Genomic DNA, 17,409 nt, shown 5'->3' with positions numbered 1-17,409 from the left:
ATTCAAGTTTGCGGATTAATAAATTCAATCTTGAACCGAATTAAGTTTTCGTTACCTGGTTTCTCGATGTGTGTAAATTATTGTATCAATCGGCTGCGGCTCGACGTGAAACCGGCCATCAATAAAAGAACTTGATCCTGGAAACAAAGACGGGATTAGACCGTGCGGAAGTGCACGCCATGCGAACGTCGACCTGAAAGGACACATCATGGTTTCCATCACAGGCCAGCTGTTGAGGGAAAAGCTGCCGCAATGTCAGGATCCGGACGGTTGGGCCGAAACACTCAACCAGGTCATGCCCGAATTCGACATCACGACCCCGTCCCGGGCGGCGGCTTTCATTGCACAAACCGGCATCGAGTCGGCCGGCTTCAGTGTATTGGAGGAAAATCTTTTCTTTACCACGGCGCTACGACTGGGCAAGGTCTGGCCCAGCCGCTTTCCCGGCGGCGCAAACGCCGCCGCTTATCTGCGCAACCCCGAGGCGCTGGGAAATTTCGTGTACGCGAACCGGATGGGAAACGGCGACGTGGCATCCGGCGACGGTTTTCGCTTCCGGGGACGCGGCCTGCTGCAGATTACCGGGCGAACCAATTATGGCCAGGTCGCGAAGCAGATCGGCCTGCCATTGCAGGACAAACCCGAAATGCTGGGAGAACGCGGCAATGCCGCGCGCAGCGCAGCGTACTTTTGGCAGGCGCATCATTTGAATGCCCTGGCGGATTCCGGTGCGGGCCATCCCAGGGAGGAAGACTTCGTTCGGATGACCATGATCATCAACGGTGGAAAACAGGCGCTGGCGCAGCGCGAGGCGCTGTTTGCGCGATTGAGCGCGGCATTGGGCGCCTGACGTATGGAAAATCCCCCGCAGGTCGACCGCTTGCTGGTCGAACGGTTTGTACGCGGCAACGGCACGATCTTCGTCGGTGCGGGGGTGTCGCTTGCTTCCCGGCTGCCCACCTGGAAAAAGCTGATGGCGCCCCTGAAAGAGGAACTCGGTCCCGATGCCGACGACCTCGATCTATTACAGGTCGCCGAGCTGTATGAAGTCAAGCATGGGCGCAGTGCACTGGTCCAGCACTTGAAAGAACAGTTGGGCCACGTGAAATTCCGGGTCAATAAAACCCACGAGCTGCTCGTGTCGCTGCCGGTTCAACGCATCTATACGACCAATTTCGATAACCTCCTCGAACAGGCGTCCCAGAAAAAACAGATCAACCGGCACGTCATCTACAACGCGTCGCACGTCGGTTTGTCCGACACGTCCATGCTGTCGATCATCAAGCTCCACGGGGACCTGGCCGATCCGAATTCCATCGTGCTGACGGCGCGCGACTTCTACAGCTATGCGGCCAAGAACCCGGCGGTGGCGGACCTGTTGAAAGTCGAACTGCAGACGCGGACCGTCCTGTTCATCGGCTACAGCTTCAGCGATCCGAACCTGGCAATGATTCTCGGAAATGCGGTCTTCCAGACCGGCACGACCCCGCCATTGATTTATGCGATCCAGTTTCAACCGACGGAATTGTCCATCCTCGCCATGAAGGCGCGCGGGGTCACGGTGATCCCGATCGACGCAAGGCCCGGGACGTCCGATGCGGAAAGGAAGATCGAAGAATGGCTGCAGCAATTCAGCAGGTCGCTGAACAGCATGGAACGCCGACGCCAGCAGGTACTCGGGACAAGGAAATTTCCAGCGAGCAGTCCCTTGCTGATGAGGCACCCGTATTCCGTGAGGAGCGAGCGCGTGACCGATCGGATCAGGAGCGGGCTGTCGTCCGAATTCCGTGTCATCGTGGTGAGAGGGGAAGCCGGCGTCGGTAAAACGCATCTGGTGGCCGACGCCGCCAAGAAGAAGCTCCAGCCCAGCAATCGCTCGCTCTGGATAGAGGGTTTCGAACAGATTATCTGGATCCGCCCGGTCTTGCGGAAGAACGGCGGCTTCCACACGCTGGACCAGATCTTCAGTTCGATTACATCCCAGCTGGACGGCAACGTACAGTTGGACGACAGCGAATCGGAACGGCTGCGCCACAAGATCGAGGCGCTGCTGCAGGAGCGCCGTGTGCTGATCGTGATCGAGGATCTCGACGATCCGCGCGCCGATCAACATCAATCGCGGGCGGAGGAGCAGCGCGACGCGGAGGCCACGCGCTTCGACGATATCAAGGCCTGGCTGGAAGACATCGGGAATTTCTCCTATGCCCGCAGCAGAATCGTCGTGACGACGCGAACCGCCGTCGTGGCGGGATTCATGGTCGAGGTGACGCGGCTCGGCGGCGCCGATGCGGTCAAAATGGTGCACGAACACGCGCGCGCCATCATGCTGCGCCGCCATTTCGATGCGCTCGCCACCGTCGAGAAAAAGGTGGTCGATCTGACGATGGGGAATCCCCAGGCGATCCGATTGGCGCTGGGCCTGATCAACGGGGCGCCGAAGGACGATTGGCTCGACGCGGCAATCGAGCGTTCCCGCGCCGGCGGGAGCCAGGGAATCGAACCGGTCTTCGATTCGATCACGGCCGCGATCTGGGAAAAACTGCCGGTGGACGGGGAAGCGCGCCGCGTGGTCGAAGCGATGGCGGCGTTTCCCGCCGAAGAATGGGTGCCGTCGGCATTGTTGAAATGCGCGGCGAAAACCGCGGACGACAATGTGCTCCAGCAGGCCCTGCAGACTTGCCTGCGATTCGGCCTGCTCGGCTATGACGCACTGTACGACAACTATTTCATGCACCGGACGATCAAGGAGGCGCTCAGCCGTCAAAATCTGATCGACCAGGTGCAGCTGAATCATGCCCGCACCGAGCTCGCCCGTCATCTTCTCGCCTTCCTGAGCGCGGACGGCGTCGTTTGCCGGCCCGAGATTCCCGAACGATACTGGAATGCGCTCGTCCGGGAAGAGTTCGTAAAGATCGATCCGTATTGGCCCATCATCGAAAGCCTGATGTGGTGGGCCGAAGATCAGCCGATCATCGTGGACTTCCTGCTTCTGCTGGTCCACTACATGGACAGCCGTTTCCTGAACGGTCACCGGCTGTATTTCGTCAATAAGGCGATGGCGATGGCCAGCGACCTGGACAAACGCACGCGGGCGCTGCTGAACATCGATGCACTGGGCTGGACATATATCGAAGAGGGCTCCGACATCCAGGCCATGAAATACATCGACCAGGGTTTGCAGTTGCTGACGGACCAGGACAACGACCTGCGGGCGCTTGCCAGTGCCTGGAAAGCGCGGATCTGCGCGAAGCAGGACCGTATCTTCGAAGCCCGGATCCACATCGGTAACGCCAAGCGGTTCGTGAAATCCTGTCCGAGGAAATTCTGGATCAAGGCCCGTGTGTGCATGATGGCGGGCGACGTGAAACTGATGGAGAAGAAGCCGAATGCGGCGGAAAAGCAGTATCTCGATGCGGAAGCGAACGAAGAACGGTATGGCGGCGAACTCGGCTATCAAACGGATCCCCGCATCGGTTTCGCATTGCTGCGTAAAGCCGATGCGGAGCCAAAGAACGCCGGGCCCGTCATCGACAAGGCGAGGCAGCGGTTCACGCGGCTTGCCGAAAACGAGCACGTCCCGACCGGCCGCCTGTATGGGGAATATGGTCTGGCATTGATCGCTTCTCGAGAAAATTCGACCGACGACGCGCTCCTACAACTGAGAAAAATCCTCAAGGAGATTTCGGCCCGCCAGGGCGAAAATAACGTGCTGTTGAAACTGGCAAAAGAAAGTTATGAAAGCCTTGCCAGCTCGAAAGTGCTATCGCATTGAAACGCAGGGCAGGCGCTCGCGTTCGAACGAGACGCCATTTTCAAATACCGTTGCCGTATCGAGCCATGTCGTTTCCGTTCAATACCGCGCCGCGCCCCCGGCCGACAATGCATGGCATGAAAACGACCACGCCCCCATCCTGCCCCTTCCATGCCGGCGCGACGCATGCGGCCCCGGCATCCCATCCACCCGGCACCTGGCCTCCCGGCCCGCCGGCCGGCCTGACGGGCTGGCGCTTCCTGCGCCAGATGTCGGGCGACATGCTCGGCACCTTGTCGGGCTGGCGGCGCGAGTACGGCGACATGGTGCACCTGCCCATCTGGCCCGAGCACCAGGTCATCGTCACCCATCCGCAACTGGTGCGCGATCTGCTCGTCGACCAGCACGACGCGCTGGTCCGCTGGGAACGCGGCATCGAGGTATTCGCGCAGGTGCACGGCCACAGCACGCTCACGTCCGAGGGCGCCGCGTGGCGCACGAAACGCCAGGCACTGCAGCCCGCGTTCAGCCCGAGGGCCGTGCAGGCGTTCATGCCCGCCATCGCGTCCGCCGCCGACGCCGCGTTCGCGCACTGGCCGCGGGCGGACGATGCATGGCCGATCGAGAGCGCGTTCACGTCGCTGGGCATGGAGGTGATCGTGCGGATGATGTTCTCCAGCGGGATCGCGGCCGACGCGCGCGAGGCCGAGTGGGCCGTGCACGTGTGCTCCGTCGCCGGCAATGCCGAGATGTATTGGCCCGCCAGCTGGCCGGACTGGATGCCGTGGAAGCGCACCAAACGCCGCGCCCGCGCCACGCTCGACCGCCTGATCGACCGCCAGGTCGACGCGCGCCTGAAGATGGCGCGGGAGGACTGGCCGCAGGACCTGCTCACCCGCTTGTTGACCTTGCACGTCGAGGACCCGGCGGCGTGGCCGCTCAAGGCCGTGCGCGACGAGTGCATGACGGCGTTCCTGGCCGGCCACGAGACGACGGCCGCGACCCTGACGTGGTGGTCCTGGTGCATGGCCGCGCATCCGGACGCGCAGGCGGCCGCGCGCGCGGAGGTCGACGCCGTGCTGCAGGGCAGGGCGCCCACGGCCGCGGATCTGCCGGCGCTGGATTACCTGGGGCGCACCCTGCAGGAGACGCTGCGCCTGTATCCGGCCGCGCCGGTCCTGATCTCGCGGCGCGCGCTGCGGCCCGTCACGCTGGGCGCCTGGCAGCTCCCGGCGCGGACGATTTTCGCGGTGCCGCTGCACCTGATGCACCACGACGCGCGCTGGTTCCCGGAGCCGCAGGCGTTCCGCCCCGAGCGCTTCGCGGAAGGCGCCCCGGCCATCCCGCGCGGCGCGTTCATGCCGTTCGGGACGGGGCCGCGCGTGTGCCTGGGCCAGCATCTAGCGCTGGCCGAGATGACGCTGCTCGCGGCCATGTTCCTGCAGCGCTACTCGGTCGCCGTGCCAAGCGGGATGGCGCCGCCGCGGCCCGTCTTCAACATCACCCTGCGGCCGGAGACGCCGCTGGCGCTGCGCCTGACGGCCCGGTAGGGTGGGCACCCCGTGCCCACGCGCAGCCGGCTCCGACACGGACGGACCCCGGTCATTCACGCGCCGGTTGAACGCGTGGGCGGGGGCCGCCCACCCTTGTATCTTGAGCGTGTTGGTGATTAGCTACCACTAACTGAGGTGAAGACCAGCTTGTGCCCACCCTGAAGGCGTTGACCTTGTGGAGTAGATTAGGCCCTTCACCTCTCCCCACCCCATGACTGAACACTGGACGGTATCCGAGGGCTCTGACCCTGCATGTACAAGGCGAGTGTGGAGTGGATAGGGAAAATCAAGAACACAAGGAAGATCAAATGTTTTATCTTGGCGTAGACGTTTCGAAGAAAAAACTGGACTGCATGCTGCTCGATACTAAGAACGGCAAGTTGAAGTCCAAATCGTTATCCAACACAAAGGCTGGATTCGAAGAACTGATTGAATGGCTGGCCACAAACAAAGCGCCTGATGCGCATGTGATCATGGAGCCGACCGGTGTGTATCACGAACCGGCCGCGCTGGCGCTGACCGATGCGGGCTTGAAACTGTCACTGGCTAATCCGGCCCAGCTGCGGCAGTTTGCCCAAGGACTGGGCGTCAAGAACAAGACCGATAAAGCCGACAGTACCGTACTGGCGCGCTACGGCGAGACATTGAAACCCGTAGCTTGGCAACCGCCGTCGAAATCTGCGCGTCACCTGAAAGCCCTGCTGACGCGCCGTGACGCTATTGCCGATGATTTGCAGCGCGAACAAAACCGTCAGGAGGCCATCGATTTCGGTGTATCACCGGACGAGGTCAAGCAGTCGATCATGCAGTCGCTCAGGTTTTTGCAGGCTGAGCTCAAGCGTCTGGAACAGATGATCGAAGAGCATATCGACAACGATCCTGATTTGCGCAACAAGCAGGATCTGCTGGAGACGATTCCTGGCGTGGGCGAGCGTGTCTCGAGTAACCTGACCGCGCTGTTTGCCGCTAAAACCTTCGACACTGCCGAGCAACTGGCCGCTTATCTTGGCCTGGTGCCGGTACAGTGGGACTCAGGTTCGTCGGTGCATAAACGTCCTCGCCTATCCAAGGCTGGCCCATCGCACCTGCGCAAGCTGCTTTACATGCCAGCCGTGGTGGCCCGCCGCTGGAACCCTCACATCAAATCCTTCAGCGACCGTTTGCTCGCCAAAGGCAAGACCAAGATGGCCGTCATCGGTGCCTGCATGCGCAAGCTGGCCCACCTGTGCTTTGGTGTTGTGCACTCAGGCAGGCCATATGACCCGAATTACGCCATGTGAAGCTTGACGCACAAGACGGTATCTACGACATCGTGCGCATATGTGACGTTCGCGTGTCGCATGCGTGCGCGTGGGCGGGGGCCGCCCACCCTACGATACCGTGCGCATGTGTGACGTTCGCGTGCCGCATGCGTGCGCGTGGGCTGGGGCCGCCCACCCTACGACATCGTGCATGCGCCCGTAGGGTGGGCACCCCGTGCCCACGCGCAGCCGGCTCCGACATGGACGGGCACGCCGGTTATTCATGCACCGGCTGAACGCGTGGGCGGCGCGACAATGAAAACGGGCGCCGGAGCGCCCGCTGCCACGAGAGCGGAGGACGCCTTAGTCGAGCAGGTCGAACAGCGTGCGCGCGACGACCTTGGTCGCGCGGCGCAGGTCTTCCAGGTCGATGTGCTCGTCGGCGCGCTTGGCGTTGCTCTCACCGACCGTGCGCGGACCGCAGCCGTACAGCACGGCCGGGACGCCCGCCTCGCCGAACAGGCGCGCATCCGTGTACAGCGGCGTGCCGGCCGCGCCGATCTCCTCGCCGAACACGCTGGTGGCGTGGCGCGACAGGGCGTCGACCAGCGGCTGGTTGCCGTCCAGCGGCTTCAATGCGTTCGCCAGCAGCATGCGCTTGATCTCGATGGTGATGCCGGGGCAGTCGGCGACGGCGTCCTGGATCACCTTGTGCAGCGTCGCTTCGACCTCGAGCGGGTTCTCTTCCGGGATCATGCGGCGGTCGAGCTTCAGCACGACCTTGCCCGGCACGACGTTGGTATTGGTGCCGCCTTCGATCAGGCCCACGTTCAGGTAAGGGTGGTTGATGCCCTTGACCTGGCTCTTGACCTGCTTGTACTGGGTGTTCTGGTCGTACAGCGCGACGAGGATGCGGGTCGCGGCCTGCAGCGCGTCGACGCCCGTTTCCGGCACGGCCGCATGGCCCATCTTGCCGTTGACCGTCACTTCCATCTGCAGGCAGCCGTTGTGCGCGGTGACGACCTGGTAGCTGAAGCCCGCGGCGATCAGGAGGTCGGGCTTGACGAGGCCTTGCTGCAGCAGCCAGCCCGGGCCCAGTTCGCCGCCGAATTCCTCGTCGTAGGTGAAGTACAGTTCGACGCCGCCCTTGAGCGGGGCGCCCAGCGCTTCCAGGGCGCGGGTCGCGAACGTGAAGGTCGCGAAATCGCACTTGCTGACGGCGGCGGCGCGGCCGAACAGCTGGCCGTCGACGACTTCGCCGCCGTACGGATCATGGCTCCAGCCGTCGCCCGGCGGCACCACGTCGCCGTGCGCGTTCATCGCCACGGTGCGGCCCGCGCCGTATTTGCGGCGCACGACCAGGTTCGTGATCGTTTCCAGGCCGGCCGCCTTGACGGTCGGTGCCGGCACCGAGTGCTTCTCGGCGTCGAAGCCGAATTCGCGCAGCAGGTCGGCGGCGCGCTCGGCGTGCGGGGCGTTGTTGCCCGGCGGGGTGTCGGTCGGCACGCGCACGAGCTCCTGCAGGAAGCGCACTTCCTCGTCGAAATGGGCGTCGATCCAGGAGTCCAGCGCTTCGTAGGGGGCGGCAGTGTTGTTGGTAGCGGTCGTGGTCATGTCAGAAGTCCGATGCGAGTTGGTCGAGAAGGGCTTGGTACGCCTGGACGCACAGTTCGGCGTCGTCGTTGGTGATGGATTCGAGCGGGTTGTGGCTGATGCCCGCGTTCAGCCCGCGCAGGAACAGCATGGCCTGCGGCATGATGTCGTGCAGTTTCATCGCGTCGTGGCCGGCGCCGCTGGGCATGCGGAATACCGGCAGGCCGAGCGTCGCGACGGCGCGCTCCCAGCGCTGGCGCCAATCGGCGGCGCACGGGGCGGCGGCCGCGCGCATCGTTTCCTCGAGCTTGTACTGCAGCCCGCGGCGCTCGCAGATGGCCGCCAGTTCCGCCTGGATGTCGGCGGCCGCGGCGTCGCGCACCTCATTGGTCGTGGCGCGCACGTCCAGCGAGAAGCGGCAGCGGCCCGGCACGACGTTGATCGAGCCGTTCGGCACCTCCAGCATGCCGACGGTGGCGACGAGGTCGGCGACCGCGCCGCCGCGCTTCTCGGCGAACAGCACCAGTTCGGCCGCCGCGGCCGCGGCATCGCGGCGCATCGTCATCGGCGTGGTGCCGGCGTGGCTGGCGACGCCGACGATCTCGCCGACGAAACGCACGCTGCCGTTGATCGATGTGACGACGCCCAGCGGCAGGTCGAGGTCGTTCAGCACCGGACCCTGTTCGATGTGCGTCTCGACGAAGCCGAGGTAGCGCGCCGGATCGCGTTTCAGCGCGGCGATGTCGTCGACCCTCAGGCCGGCGTGCTCGATGGCGGCGCGCATCGTGATGCCGTCGGCGTCCTTCTGATCGAGCCAGTTCGCGTCGAACGAACCGGTGAGGGCGCCCGAGCCGAGGAACACGGCTTTGTAGCGCTGGCCTTCCTCTTCGGCGAAGCCGACGACTTCGATGCCGTAGGCGAGGCGCTTGCCCTGGCGGTGCAGTTCGCGCACGCAGGCCATCGGCACGAGGATGCCCAGGCGGCCGTCGTACTTGCCGCCGTTGCGGACGGTGTCGTAGTGGGAGCCGGTCAGCAGGCGTTTGGCGGCGGGATCGGCGCCGTGATAGATGCCGACGACGTTGCCGACGGCGTCGATGGTCACGTCGTCGAAGCCGCATTCCTCGCGCATCCACTGCGCCAGGTGAAGCGCCGTGGCGCGGTGCGCATCGGTCAGGTAGGTCACGCACAGCTCGCCGCGCTCGGCGTAGCCGGGTTCGGTGTGGGCGGCCAGCTGTTCGTGCCAGTCCCACACGTCGTTGCCGAGCGTCGGGTGCTGGTCGAACTTGTCGTCCAGGCGGATCTCGGCGATGCGGTGGATGTTGCGCAGCGCTTCGGCGAACTCGAAGTCCGGCCCGTTGCCCAGGCGGCGCGCGAAGGTGGCGATGATCTCGGCCTTCTGCAGGCCGAGGCCGCGCGGGCCGCGCACCGCGAGGATGAACGGGAAGCCGAACTTGGCGTTGTAGTCGGCGTTCAGCTTCTGGATCGTCGCGAATTCCTCCGGCGTGCAATTCGTCAGGCCGGCCTTGTTCTGTTCATTCGTCGATTCCGCCGTCAGCGATTTGCTGACCATCGCCTTGCCCGCGAGCTCCGGGTGGGCGCGGATCAGGCCCAGTTGTTCGTCGCGCGAGGCGTCGCGCACGGCTTCGACGAGGCCGCGCTTCAGTTGCGCGAGCGTCGCGAACGGGCGCCTGGCCCAGGCGCGGCCGGCGATCCACGGCGAGTGCTCGTAGACGCCGTCCAGCAGCGCGGTGAAATGCGCCTCGTCGGCGGCGTTGAGTGTCTCCAGCGTTAACATTGTCATTACTCCCACGCGAATGCGGTGTCGGGGTTGTAGGGGTGCACGTTCTTCCAGTGGCGCGCGATGTCGATGCGGCGCGCGACCCACACGCGGTCGTGCTGTTCGATGTAGTCCAGGAAGCGCTGCAGCGCGCGGAAGCGTCCCGGCCGGCCCAGCAGGCGGCAGTGCATGCCGATCGACAGGATCGACGGGCGGTCGCCGCCTTCCTGGTAGTGGACGTCGAACGCGTCGCGCAGATACGCCAGGAACGGATCGCCGTGCGAAAAACCCTGGGGCAGCGCGAACCGCATGTCGTTCGTGTCCAGCGTGTACGGCACGACCAGTTGCGGCGCCTGCGTGCCGTCCGTCTTGCGCACCTTGAGCCAGAACGGCAGGTCGTCGCCGTAGTAGTCGCTGTCGTATTCGAAGCCGCCGTAGTCGGCGACGAGGCGGCGCGTGTTCGGGCTGTCGCGGCCCGTGTACCAGCCCAGCGCGCGTTCGCCGGTCAGGCGTTCGATGGCGTCCATGCCGCGCGCCATGTCGGCGCGCTCCGCCGCTTCGTCCATGTTCTGGTAGCTGATCCAGCGCCAGCCATGGCAGGCGATCTCGTGGCCGAGTTCCTTGAACGCGCTCGTCACGTCCGGGGAGCGTTCCAGCGCCATGCCGACGCCGAAGATCGTCAGCGGCAGGCCGCGCTTTTCGAATTCGCGCAGGATGCGCCAGACGCCGACTCGCGAGCCGTATTCGTAGATGCTCTCCATCGACAGGTGACGGGTCGGGAACGACGCCGGGTTGAACATCTCGGACAGGAATTGTTCGCTGCCGGCGTCGCCGTGCAGCACGCTGTTCTCGCCGCCTTCTTCGTAGTTCAGGACGAACTGCACGGCGACGCGGGCGCGTCCCGGCCAGTCGGCGTACGGCTGTTCGCGGCCGTAGCCGGCGAGGTCACGTGGGTAGGGTTGGGTCATGATGGCTCGTTCGTGGTTCACGGGTGAAGGATGTCGGCCAGGTCCACGCGCTGCGGATCGAGGTGCAGGTTGTGCTGCACGTTGGCCAGGTGTTTCGAGACGAGGCGCATGGCCGCCTTGACGTCGCGCTTTTCGAAGGCGTCGACGATGGCCACGTGCTCGTCCAGCGATTCCTCGGCCGACTGCGACGACTGGCGCATCAGCGCGATCAGCGAGGAGCGCGTCAGCAGCTCGGACAGCATCTGCACCAGCACCTGGTTGCCGAGCATCTGCGCCAGCACGAGGTGGAAGTCGCCCAGCAGGCGGGTGCGGCCCGGGACTTCGGCGTTGGCGACGGCGGCCTGTTCCAGCTGCAGGTGTTCGCGCAGCTGCTTGATCTGGGCGTCGGTGATCGTCGCGCACAGCTGCTTCGTCACGGCCGTCTCGAGGATAGTGCGCACTTCGAACACGTCGTTCGCTTCCTCGGCCGTGGGCGTGGCGACGAACGCGCCGCGCGCCGGTTCCAGCACCACGAGGCGGTCGCGCGACAACTGGTTGAACGCCTGGCGCACGACGGTGCGCGACACCTTGAAGATGTCGCCGATCTTCTGTTCGGACAGTTTGGTGCCCGGCATCAGGCGGCGCTCGGCGATCGCGGTGGTGATGGCGTCGACGATGCGCTGCGTGGCGCCGCCGGCCGGCGCGCCCGCGGGCGTATCATGGGTCAACGGGACGATCTTCAGGGGCGTTCGGGCTCGGCTCATGGTCGCTTTACACAATAAGTGATTGACATCGTTCTTGGAGTGTATACACTTTTCCAAAAAAAGAAAACACAAAGTGTATGCAATTTTTTCGCCAACCAAGAAAGGAAAACAGATGGGACACCTCAGCACCCACGTGCTCGACACCATGAACGGCTGCCCGGCGGCCGGCATGCGCGTGACGCTCGAAGCGCTCGACGGCAACGGCGCGCGCACGATCAGGACGCTCACGCTCAACAGCGACGGCCGCAACGACGGCGGTGCGCTGCTGAATGCGGAAACGATGGCGGTCGGCCGCTATCGCCTGACGTTCGCCGTCGCGGCGTACTTCCGCGAGAAGGGCGTCAGCCTGCCCGAGCCGGCCTTCCTCGACGTCGTGCCGCTCGAGTTCGGTATTTCGGACGCGGCCGGCCACTATCACGTGCCGCTGCTGGTCAGCCCGTGGTCGTATTCGACCTACCGTGGCTCGTAAGCATCAAGCCTTGTTCTTGTCATAAAAAATCTCCCCATTTTCGACAAGATCGTATACAGTTGTAGATGTCGCCGCGGAGCACATCGGCAGAAGGGCCCAGCCCGACGCCGGTGGTTGCGATGATTTGCCCCTCACAGAGCCCGCTGTGGTGATGGGACAGTACGTGCAGTCGTTCATGCCGTACTTCCTTTCGTAAGAGGCTCTATGGAATCCTATCTGCTCGACTGGGCCAACCTGCTGTTGCGCTGGACCCACGTCATCACGGCGATCGCCTGGATCGGCGCATCGTTCTACTTCGTCTTCCTCGACAATTCGCTGACCAGGCCGACCTCTCCCGACCTCGTGGAGAAGGGCGTCGACGGCGAGCTGTGGGCCGTGCACGGCGGCGGCTTCTACCACCCGCAAAAATACCTCGTGGCGCCGAAGTCGATGCCCGAAGGCCTGCACTGGTTCTACTGGGAGAGCTACGCCACGTGGCTGTCCGGTTTCGGCCTGTTCACGGTGCTGTACCTGTTCAATGCCGGCACCTTCATGGTCGACAAGCAGGTGCACGACTGGACGCCGGGCGCCGCCGTCGGCACCGCGCTGGGCTTCCTCGTCGCGTTCTGGCTCGTGTACGACACGATCTGCCGCACGTTCGGCCGCAAGAAGAACGGCGACGCCATCGTCGGCGGGATCGTCTTCGTGTTCGTCGTGTTCGCCGCCTGGCTGGCCTGCCAGCTGTACGCGGGCCGCGCCGCCTTCCTGCTGGTGGGCGCCATGCTGGCCACGTCGATGAGCGCGAACGTGTTCTTCTGGATCATCCCGGGCCAGCGCAAGGTCGTCGCCCAGCTCAAGGCCGGCCAGCCGGTCGACCCGATCTACGGCTGGCGCGCCAAGCAGCGCAGCGTCCATAACACCTATTTCACGCTGCCGGTGCTCTTCGCGATGTTGTCGAACCACTACGGCTGGCTCTATTCGGGCGACAACAACTGGGTCGTTCTGGTACTGATGATGCTGACGGGCGCCCTGATCCGCCAGAGCTTCGTCGCGCGCCACAAGGCCATGGTGCACGGCAAGCGCGTGCCGTGGGAATTCGCCGGCTTCGGCGTCGCCGCCCTGATGGGTCTCATCGTCTACCTGGTCCCGAAACCCGAGATCGATGTGCCGGCCATCGCGTCCGCCGCGCCCACCGCTGCCGTCGCCAACAGCGGCGCCGCCGCCGGCGCCAGCGCGCAGAACGTCAGCTTCGAACAGGTGAAAGGCGTCGTCGCCCAGCGTTGCTCGATGTGCCACTCGGCCGCCATGGCGTCGAAAGGCATCTCGTTCGATTCGCCCGAATCGATCAAGCGCCACGCCCAGGAGATGTACCAGCAGGCCGTCGTGCTCAAGCAGATGCCGCTGAATAACGCGACCCAGATCACACCCGACGAGCGCAACCTGATCAAGCGCTGGTACGAGGAGGGCGCCCCGGTCAACTGATCACCAGGGGCCCCGTGCCCCGGCCGGCCGCGTCACGAGCGCGGCCGGCGCCCGGCGGGCAGCATGCATCCTTCGTTTCGAACGCAGTAACGCAGTACGCAGTACAGGCAGTACACGCAGTACGGCAGCACCGGCAGTTCTAAAACCAAAGGGGGACCACCCCCGACCAGGAGACAAGCATGACCCAAACTTCCCGCCATCCCGTGGATGAGCGATTGCCCCTCGGGCGCCTGACCGCGCTCGGCCTGCAGCACGTCCTCGTCATGTACGCCGGCGCCATCGCCGTGCCGCTGATCGTCGGACGCGCCCTCAAGCTTCCCCCTGAACAGGTCAGCATGCTGATCTCGGCCGACCTGTTCTGCTGCGGAATCGTGACGCTCATCCAGTCCCTCGGGCTGACATCCTGGTTCGGCATCCGCCTGCCGGTGATGATGGGCGTGACCTTCGCGGCCGTCGGCCCGATGGTCGCCATCGCGAACGCGGTGCCCGGCGTCGACGGGGCGCGCGCGATCTTCGGCGCCGGCATCGGCGCCGGTGCCGTGGCGCTGCTCATCGCGCCGTTGATGAGCCGCCTGCTGCGCTTCTTCCCGCCCGTCGTCACGGGCACCATCATCCTGATCATCGGCGTGACCCTGATGCGGGTCGGCGTGGGCTGGGCCATGGGCGGTCCGGACAACACGGCGCAGAGCGTCGACACGGTCAAGCTGGCCGCGATGGTCGACGCGGCGCGCGCCAGCGCGGCGCAGGCGGCAAGCGCGCTGCCGCCGGGCAGTGCGGCGCCCGCGCTGAAGCTGGCCGGCCCCGTGCCGATGACGCCGAACCCGAACTACGGCGCGCTGGACCACCTGGGCATCGCCGCCTTCGTGCTGGCCGTCGTGCTGTGCCTCGTGCGTTATACCCGTGGCTTCCTCGCCAATATTTCCGTCCTGCTGGGCATCGTCGCCGGCTGCATCGTGACGTTCGCGTTCGGCGAGATGAGCTTCGCCAAGGTCGGCCAGGCCGCCTGGTTCCGGCTCGTGACGCCGCTGGCATTCGGCGCGCCAACGTTCGATCTCGTCATGATCGTCACGTTCGCCGTCGTCATGATCGTCGTGATGATCGAGTCGGCCGGCATGTTCCTCGCGTTGTCCGAACTGACGGGCAAGGACCTCGACCGCAAGCAGCTCGCGGCCGGCCTGCGCACGGACGGCCTGGGCACGCTGATCGGCGGCCTGCTGAACACCTTTCCGCACACGAGCTTCTCGCAGAACGTGGGCCTGGTCGCCGTCACCGGCGTCAAGAGCCGCTGGGTGTGCGTGGCCGGCGGCTGCATCATGATCGTGCTGGGCATGCTGCCGAAAATGGCGGCGCTCGTGGAGGCGATCCCGCAGTTCGTGCTGGGCGGCGCAGGCCTCGTCATGTTCGGCATGGTTGCCGCGGCAGGCATCCGCATCCTGACCCGCGTCGACTTCCGGAGCAACCGCTACAACCTGTATATTGTCGCCCTGTCGATCGGCTTCGGCCTGATCCCGCTGGTGGCGCCGCGCTGGGCCCAACAGATGGCCCACAGCCTGCATCCGTTGCTGGAGTCGGGCATCCTGCTGACCGCCGTCGCCGCGGTCGCGCTGAACCTCTTCTTTAACGGAACCCGCGACATCCCCGCCGAGAGCCACGGGGACGCGGGCGCCACCAACAACCACCAATCAATCGTCCAAGGGAGCAAAGCATGAAAAAAACCGTCCTGACCATGGCGCTGTGCGCGTGCGCGGCAACGTCCGTCCAGGCCGCCGAGTGGAGCGACACCTCGATCGGCTACCGCACCGGCGGCCGTTTCCGCGAGCCGTTCAACGGCGCCGACATCCACAAGGACATCCTCGACATCAACCACGTGAGCGGTTATGCCTACGGCACCAACTTCTTCAACCTAGATGTCCTGCTGTCGAACAAGACCGATCCGTCGGCGCCGGGCGCGAGCTCGGGCGCGCAGGAATTCTACCTCCTGTACCGCAACACCGTCTCGCTGACCAAGGCGACCGGCAATCCGTTCGCCTACGGCCCCGTGACCGACGTCGGCATGACTTTCGGTTTCGACGTCAACACGAAGGACGACGCCGGCTACAACTCGAAGAAGCGCATGCTGGTCGTCGGCCCGACCTTCTCGTTCAAGGCGCCGGGCCTGCTGAACGTGGGCATCTACGGCCTGTGGGAGAGCAACGCGCCGACCAACGAGTTCTCGGGCGTCTCGACCCCGCGCTACCGCTACGACACGCACCCGATGCTGGGCGCCGTGTGGGCATTCCCGGTAGGCGCGACAGGCTGGTCGTGGGAAGGTTTCGCGAACTGGATCGCCTCGAAGGGCAAGGACGAATTCGGCAACCAGACGGCGCCGGAAACGAACATCGACATGCAGCTGCTGTACGACGTCGGCCCGCTGCTGGGCGCGAAGCCGAAGACCTTCCGCGCCGGTTTCGAGTATCAGTACTGGCACAACAAGTTCGGCAACGACAGCAAGCACGTGCCGGGCGCATCGGCCAGCACGCCGATGGTGAAGGCCGAATACCACTTCTGATTTCCGAGTAGGACGGGACGGCACGGCGGTGCCGGCCTGTCGTTGCCACCGGCGCGCTTGCCTTCGGGCGGCGCGCCGTTTTTTTTGCCACCGGGGTCAGAGCCCGGTTTGGATCAATGTCCCGATGCGCAACGACCGCCAACGTCGGCGCCCGCACGAACTTACGCGGAAGCACTTGCACCAAAACGTGCTCTGACCCCGAATTGTCGACTCCGGATTGTCGACTCCGGATTGTCGACTCCGGATTGTCGCCTCGTTTGCGGGCATGCGTGCCATCGGTATTTACCACGCTGGTGCGGCCTTGCACCAGCAGACGGCGCGGGCACGAAAGCAGTGCGCCGGTGCCCGATCGGCCGGCGCTTCGCCGGCCCGGCCGCCATCCCGGCAGCGGGCCCGTTTCTTGCATGACTCCCTTCGACGGCGCGACCGACGCCGGATCACCGATCAATCCATGCCGCCTCAGCGCGGCCCCTAGGGAGAAGTTTCATGGCGTACCTGGTGCCTTCAGAATTCGTGACCAAGATGGTCGACGCGGGCGAATCCAAGATCTATATGTCCACGCGCGATGCGCTGATCCGCGCCTACATGGCGGGCGCCATCCTCGCGCTGGGGGCGGTGTTCGCCGTCAGCAGCTCGGTGGCGACGGGCGTGCCGCTGATCGGCGCGCTGCTGTTCCCGGCCGGCTTCTGCATCCTGTACCTGCTCGGTTTCGACCTGCTGACCGGCGTGTTCGTCCTGACGCCGCTGGCGCTGATCGACAAGCGCCCCGGCGTCACGCTGCCGCGCGTGATCAAGCACTGGGGCATCGTCTTCCTCGGTAACTTCCTCGGCGCGTTCACCGTGGCCGTGCTGATGTCGTACATCTTCACGTTCGGCTTCCACACGGACGGCGGCGTGCTGGCCAAGACGATCGGTTCGATCGGCGAGAAGCGCACCCTCGGCTATGCGGAATACGGCTTCGCCGGCATGGTCACGCTGTTCATCCGCGGCATGCTGTGCAACTGGATGGTGTCGACCGGCGTCGTCGGCGCCATGATCTCGACGACCGTCGGCGGCAAGGTCATCGCCATGTGGATGCCGGTGACGCTGTTCTTCGCGATGGCGTTCGAGCACTCGGTGGTCAACATGTTCCTGTTCCCGTTCGGGATCCTGACCGGCGCCCACTTCACCTTCCTCGACTACCTGCTGTGGAACGAGATCCCGACCGTGCTCGGCAACCTCGTCGGCGGTCTCGCCTTCACCGGACTGACCCTGTATTCGACGCACGTGAAGACGGCGCCCAAGCGTTCGTTCAACTGAGCGGCG

Annotated in this window: 13 protein-coding genes; 9 read left to right on the top strand and 4 right to left on the bottom strand. The window is 64.7% G+C overall.

The window, feature by feature from the left end; genetic code table 11:
* Positions 1-208: 208 nt before the first annotated feature.
* The 4 genes from ACEN9Q_RS13140 (at position 209) to ACEN9Q_RS13125 (ending at position 6,584) form a co-directional block, all read left to right on the top strand.
* Positions 209-850: a glycoside hydrolase family 19 protein gene (locus ACEN9Q_RS13140; RefSeq protein WP_495628750.1), complete on the top strand. Its 642-nt coding sequence runs from the start codon at positions 209-211 to the stop codon at positions 848-850.
* Positions 851-853: 3 nt separating this feature from the next.
* The gene (locus tag ACEN9Q_RS13135) at positions 854-3,772 is read left to right on the top strand and encodes an SIR2 family protein (RefSeq protein WP_495628749.1); all 2,919 of its coding nucleotides are present in this window, start codon (positions 854-856) and stop codon (positions 3,770-3,772) included.
* A 116-nt stretch (positions 3,773-3,888) separates the two neighbouring features.
* Complete coding sequence (locus ACEN9Q_RS13130) at positions 3,889-5,301, top strand: cytochrome P450 (RefSeq protein WP_495628748.1); 1,413 nt, start codon at positions 3,889-3,891, stop codon at positions 5,299-5,301.
* 311 nt (positions 5,302-5,612) lie between these two features.
* Positions 5,613-6,584, top strand: coding sequence for an IS110 family RNA-guided transposase (locus ACEN9Q_RS13125; protein WP_495625417.1), 972 nt, complete (start codon positions 5,613-5,615; stop codon positions 6,582-6,584).
* A 324-nt stretch (positions 6,585-6,908) separates the two neighbouring features.
* Here ACEN9Q_RS13125 and ACEN9Q_RS13120 read toward each other — a convergent pair whose 3' ends face one another.
* The 4 genes from ACEN9Q_RS13120 to ACEN9Q_RS13105 are packed head-to-tail and all read right to left on the bottom strand — an operon-like array spanning position 6,909 to position 11,626.
* Positions 6,909-8,159, bottom strand: coding sequence for a M20 family metallopeptidase (locus ACEN9Q_RS13120; protein WP_495628747.1), 1,251 nt, complete (start codon positions 8,157-8,159; stop codon positions 6,909-6,911).
* 1 nt (position 8,160) lies between these two features.
* Positions 8,161-9,933: a 2-oxo-4-hydroxy-4-carboxy-5-ureidoimidazoline decarboxylase gene (gene uraD / locus ACEN9Q_RS13115; protein WP_495628945.1), complete on the bottom strand. Its 1,773-nt coding sequence runs from the start codon at positions 9,931-9,933 to the stop codon at positions 8,161-8,163.
* Between the two features lie 5 nt (positions 9,934-9,938).
* Positions 9,939-10,883 carry an allantoinase PuuE gene (gene puuE / locus ACEN9Q_RS13110; protein ID WP_495628746.1) on the bottom strand — a complete coding sequence of 315 codons (945 nt, stop codon included), beginning with the start codon at positions 10,881-10,883 and terminating at the stop codon, positions 9,939-9,941.
* Between the two features lie 17 nt (positions 10,884-10,900).
* The gene (locus ACEN9Q_RS13105; protein WP_082547862.1) at positions 10,901-11,626 is read right to left on the bottom strand and encodes a GntR family transcriptional regulator; all 726 of its coding nucleotides are present in this window, start codon (positions 11,624-11,626) and stop codon (positions 10,901-10,903) included.
* A gap of 112 nt (positions 11,627-11,738) precedes the next feature.
* On the opposite strand from ACEN9Q_RS13105, the gene uraH reads away from it, so the two are divergent.
* From uraH to ACEN9Q_RS13080, 5 genes are all read left to right on the top strand, one after another.
* Positions 11,739-12,095: a hydroxyisourate hydrolase gene (uraH, locus tag ACEN9Q_RS13100; protein WP_495628745.1), complete on the top strand. Its 357-nt coding sequence runs from the start codon at positions 11,739-11,741 to the stop codon at positions 12,093-12,095.
* Between the two features lie 204 nt (positions 12,096-12,299).
* Positions 12,300-13,556 carry a urate hydroxylase PuuD gene (locus ACEN9Q_RS13095; protein WP_056439997.1) on the top strand — a complete coding sequence of 419 codons (1,257 nt, stop codon included), beginning with the start codon at positions 12,300-12,302 and terminating at the stop codon, positions 13,554-13,556.
* A gap of 179 nt (positions 13,557-13,735) precedes the next feature.
* Positions 13,736-15,265: a nucleobase:cation symporter-2 family protein gene (locus ACEN9Q_RS13090; protein WP_495628744.1), complete on the top strand. Its 1,530-nt coding sequence runs from the start codon at positions 13,736-13,738 to the stop codon at positions 15,263-15,265.
* Positions 15,262-16,104, top strand: a complete 843-nt coding sequence (locus tag ACEN9Q_RS13085; RefSeq protein ID WP_056439993.1) for a hypothetical protein — start codon at positions 15,262-15,264, stop codon at positions 16,102-16,104. The genes ACEN9Q_RS13090 and ACEN9Q_RS13085 overlap by 4 nt, the downstream gene beginning before the upstream one ends.
* A gap of 486 nt (positions 16,105-16,590) precedes the next feature.
* Positions 16,591-17,403: a formate/nitrite transporter family protein gene (locus ACEN9Q_RS13080; protein WP_056439991.1), complete on the top strand. Its 813-nt coding sequence runs from the start codon at positions 16,591-16,593 to the stop codon at positions 17,401-17,403.
* The last annotated feature ends 6 nt before the right edge of the window (positions 17,404-17,409 follow it).

It is taken from the genome of Massilia sp. Masssp93 (genome assembly GCF_059491295.1).
Note: the sequence above shows the minus strand (reverse complement) of the source record. Positions and strands in the feature narration are given on the sequence as shown.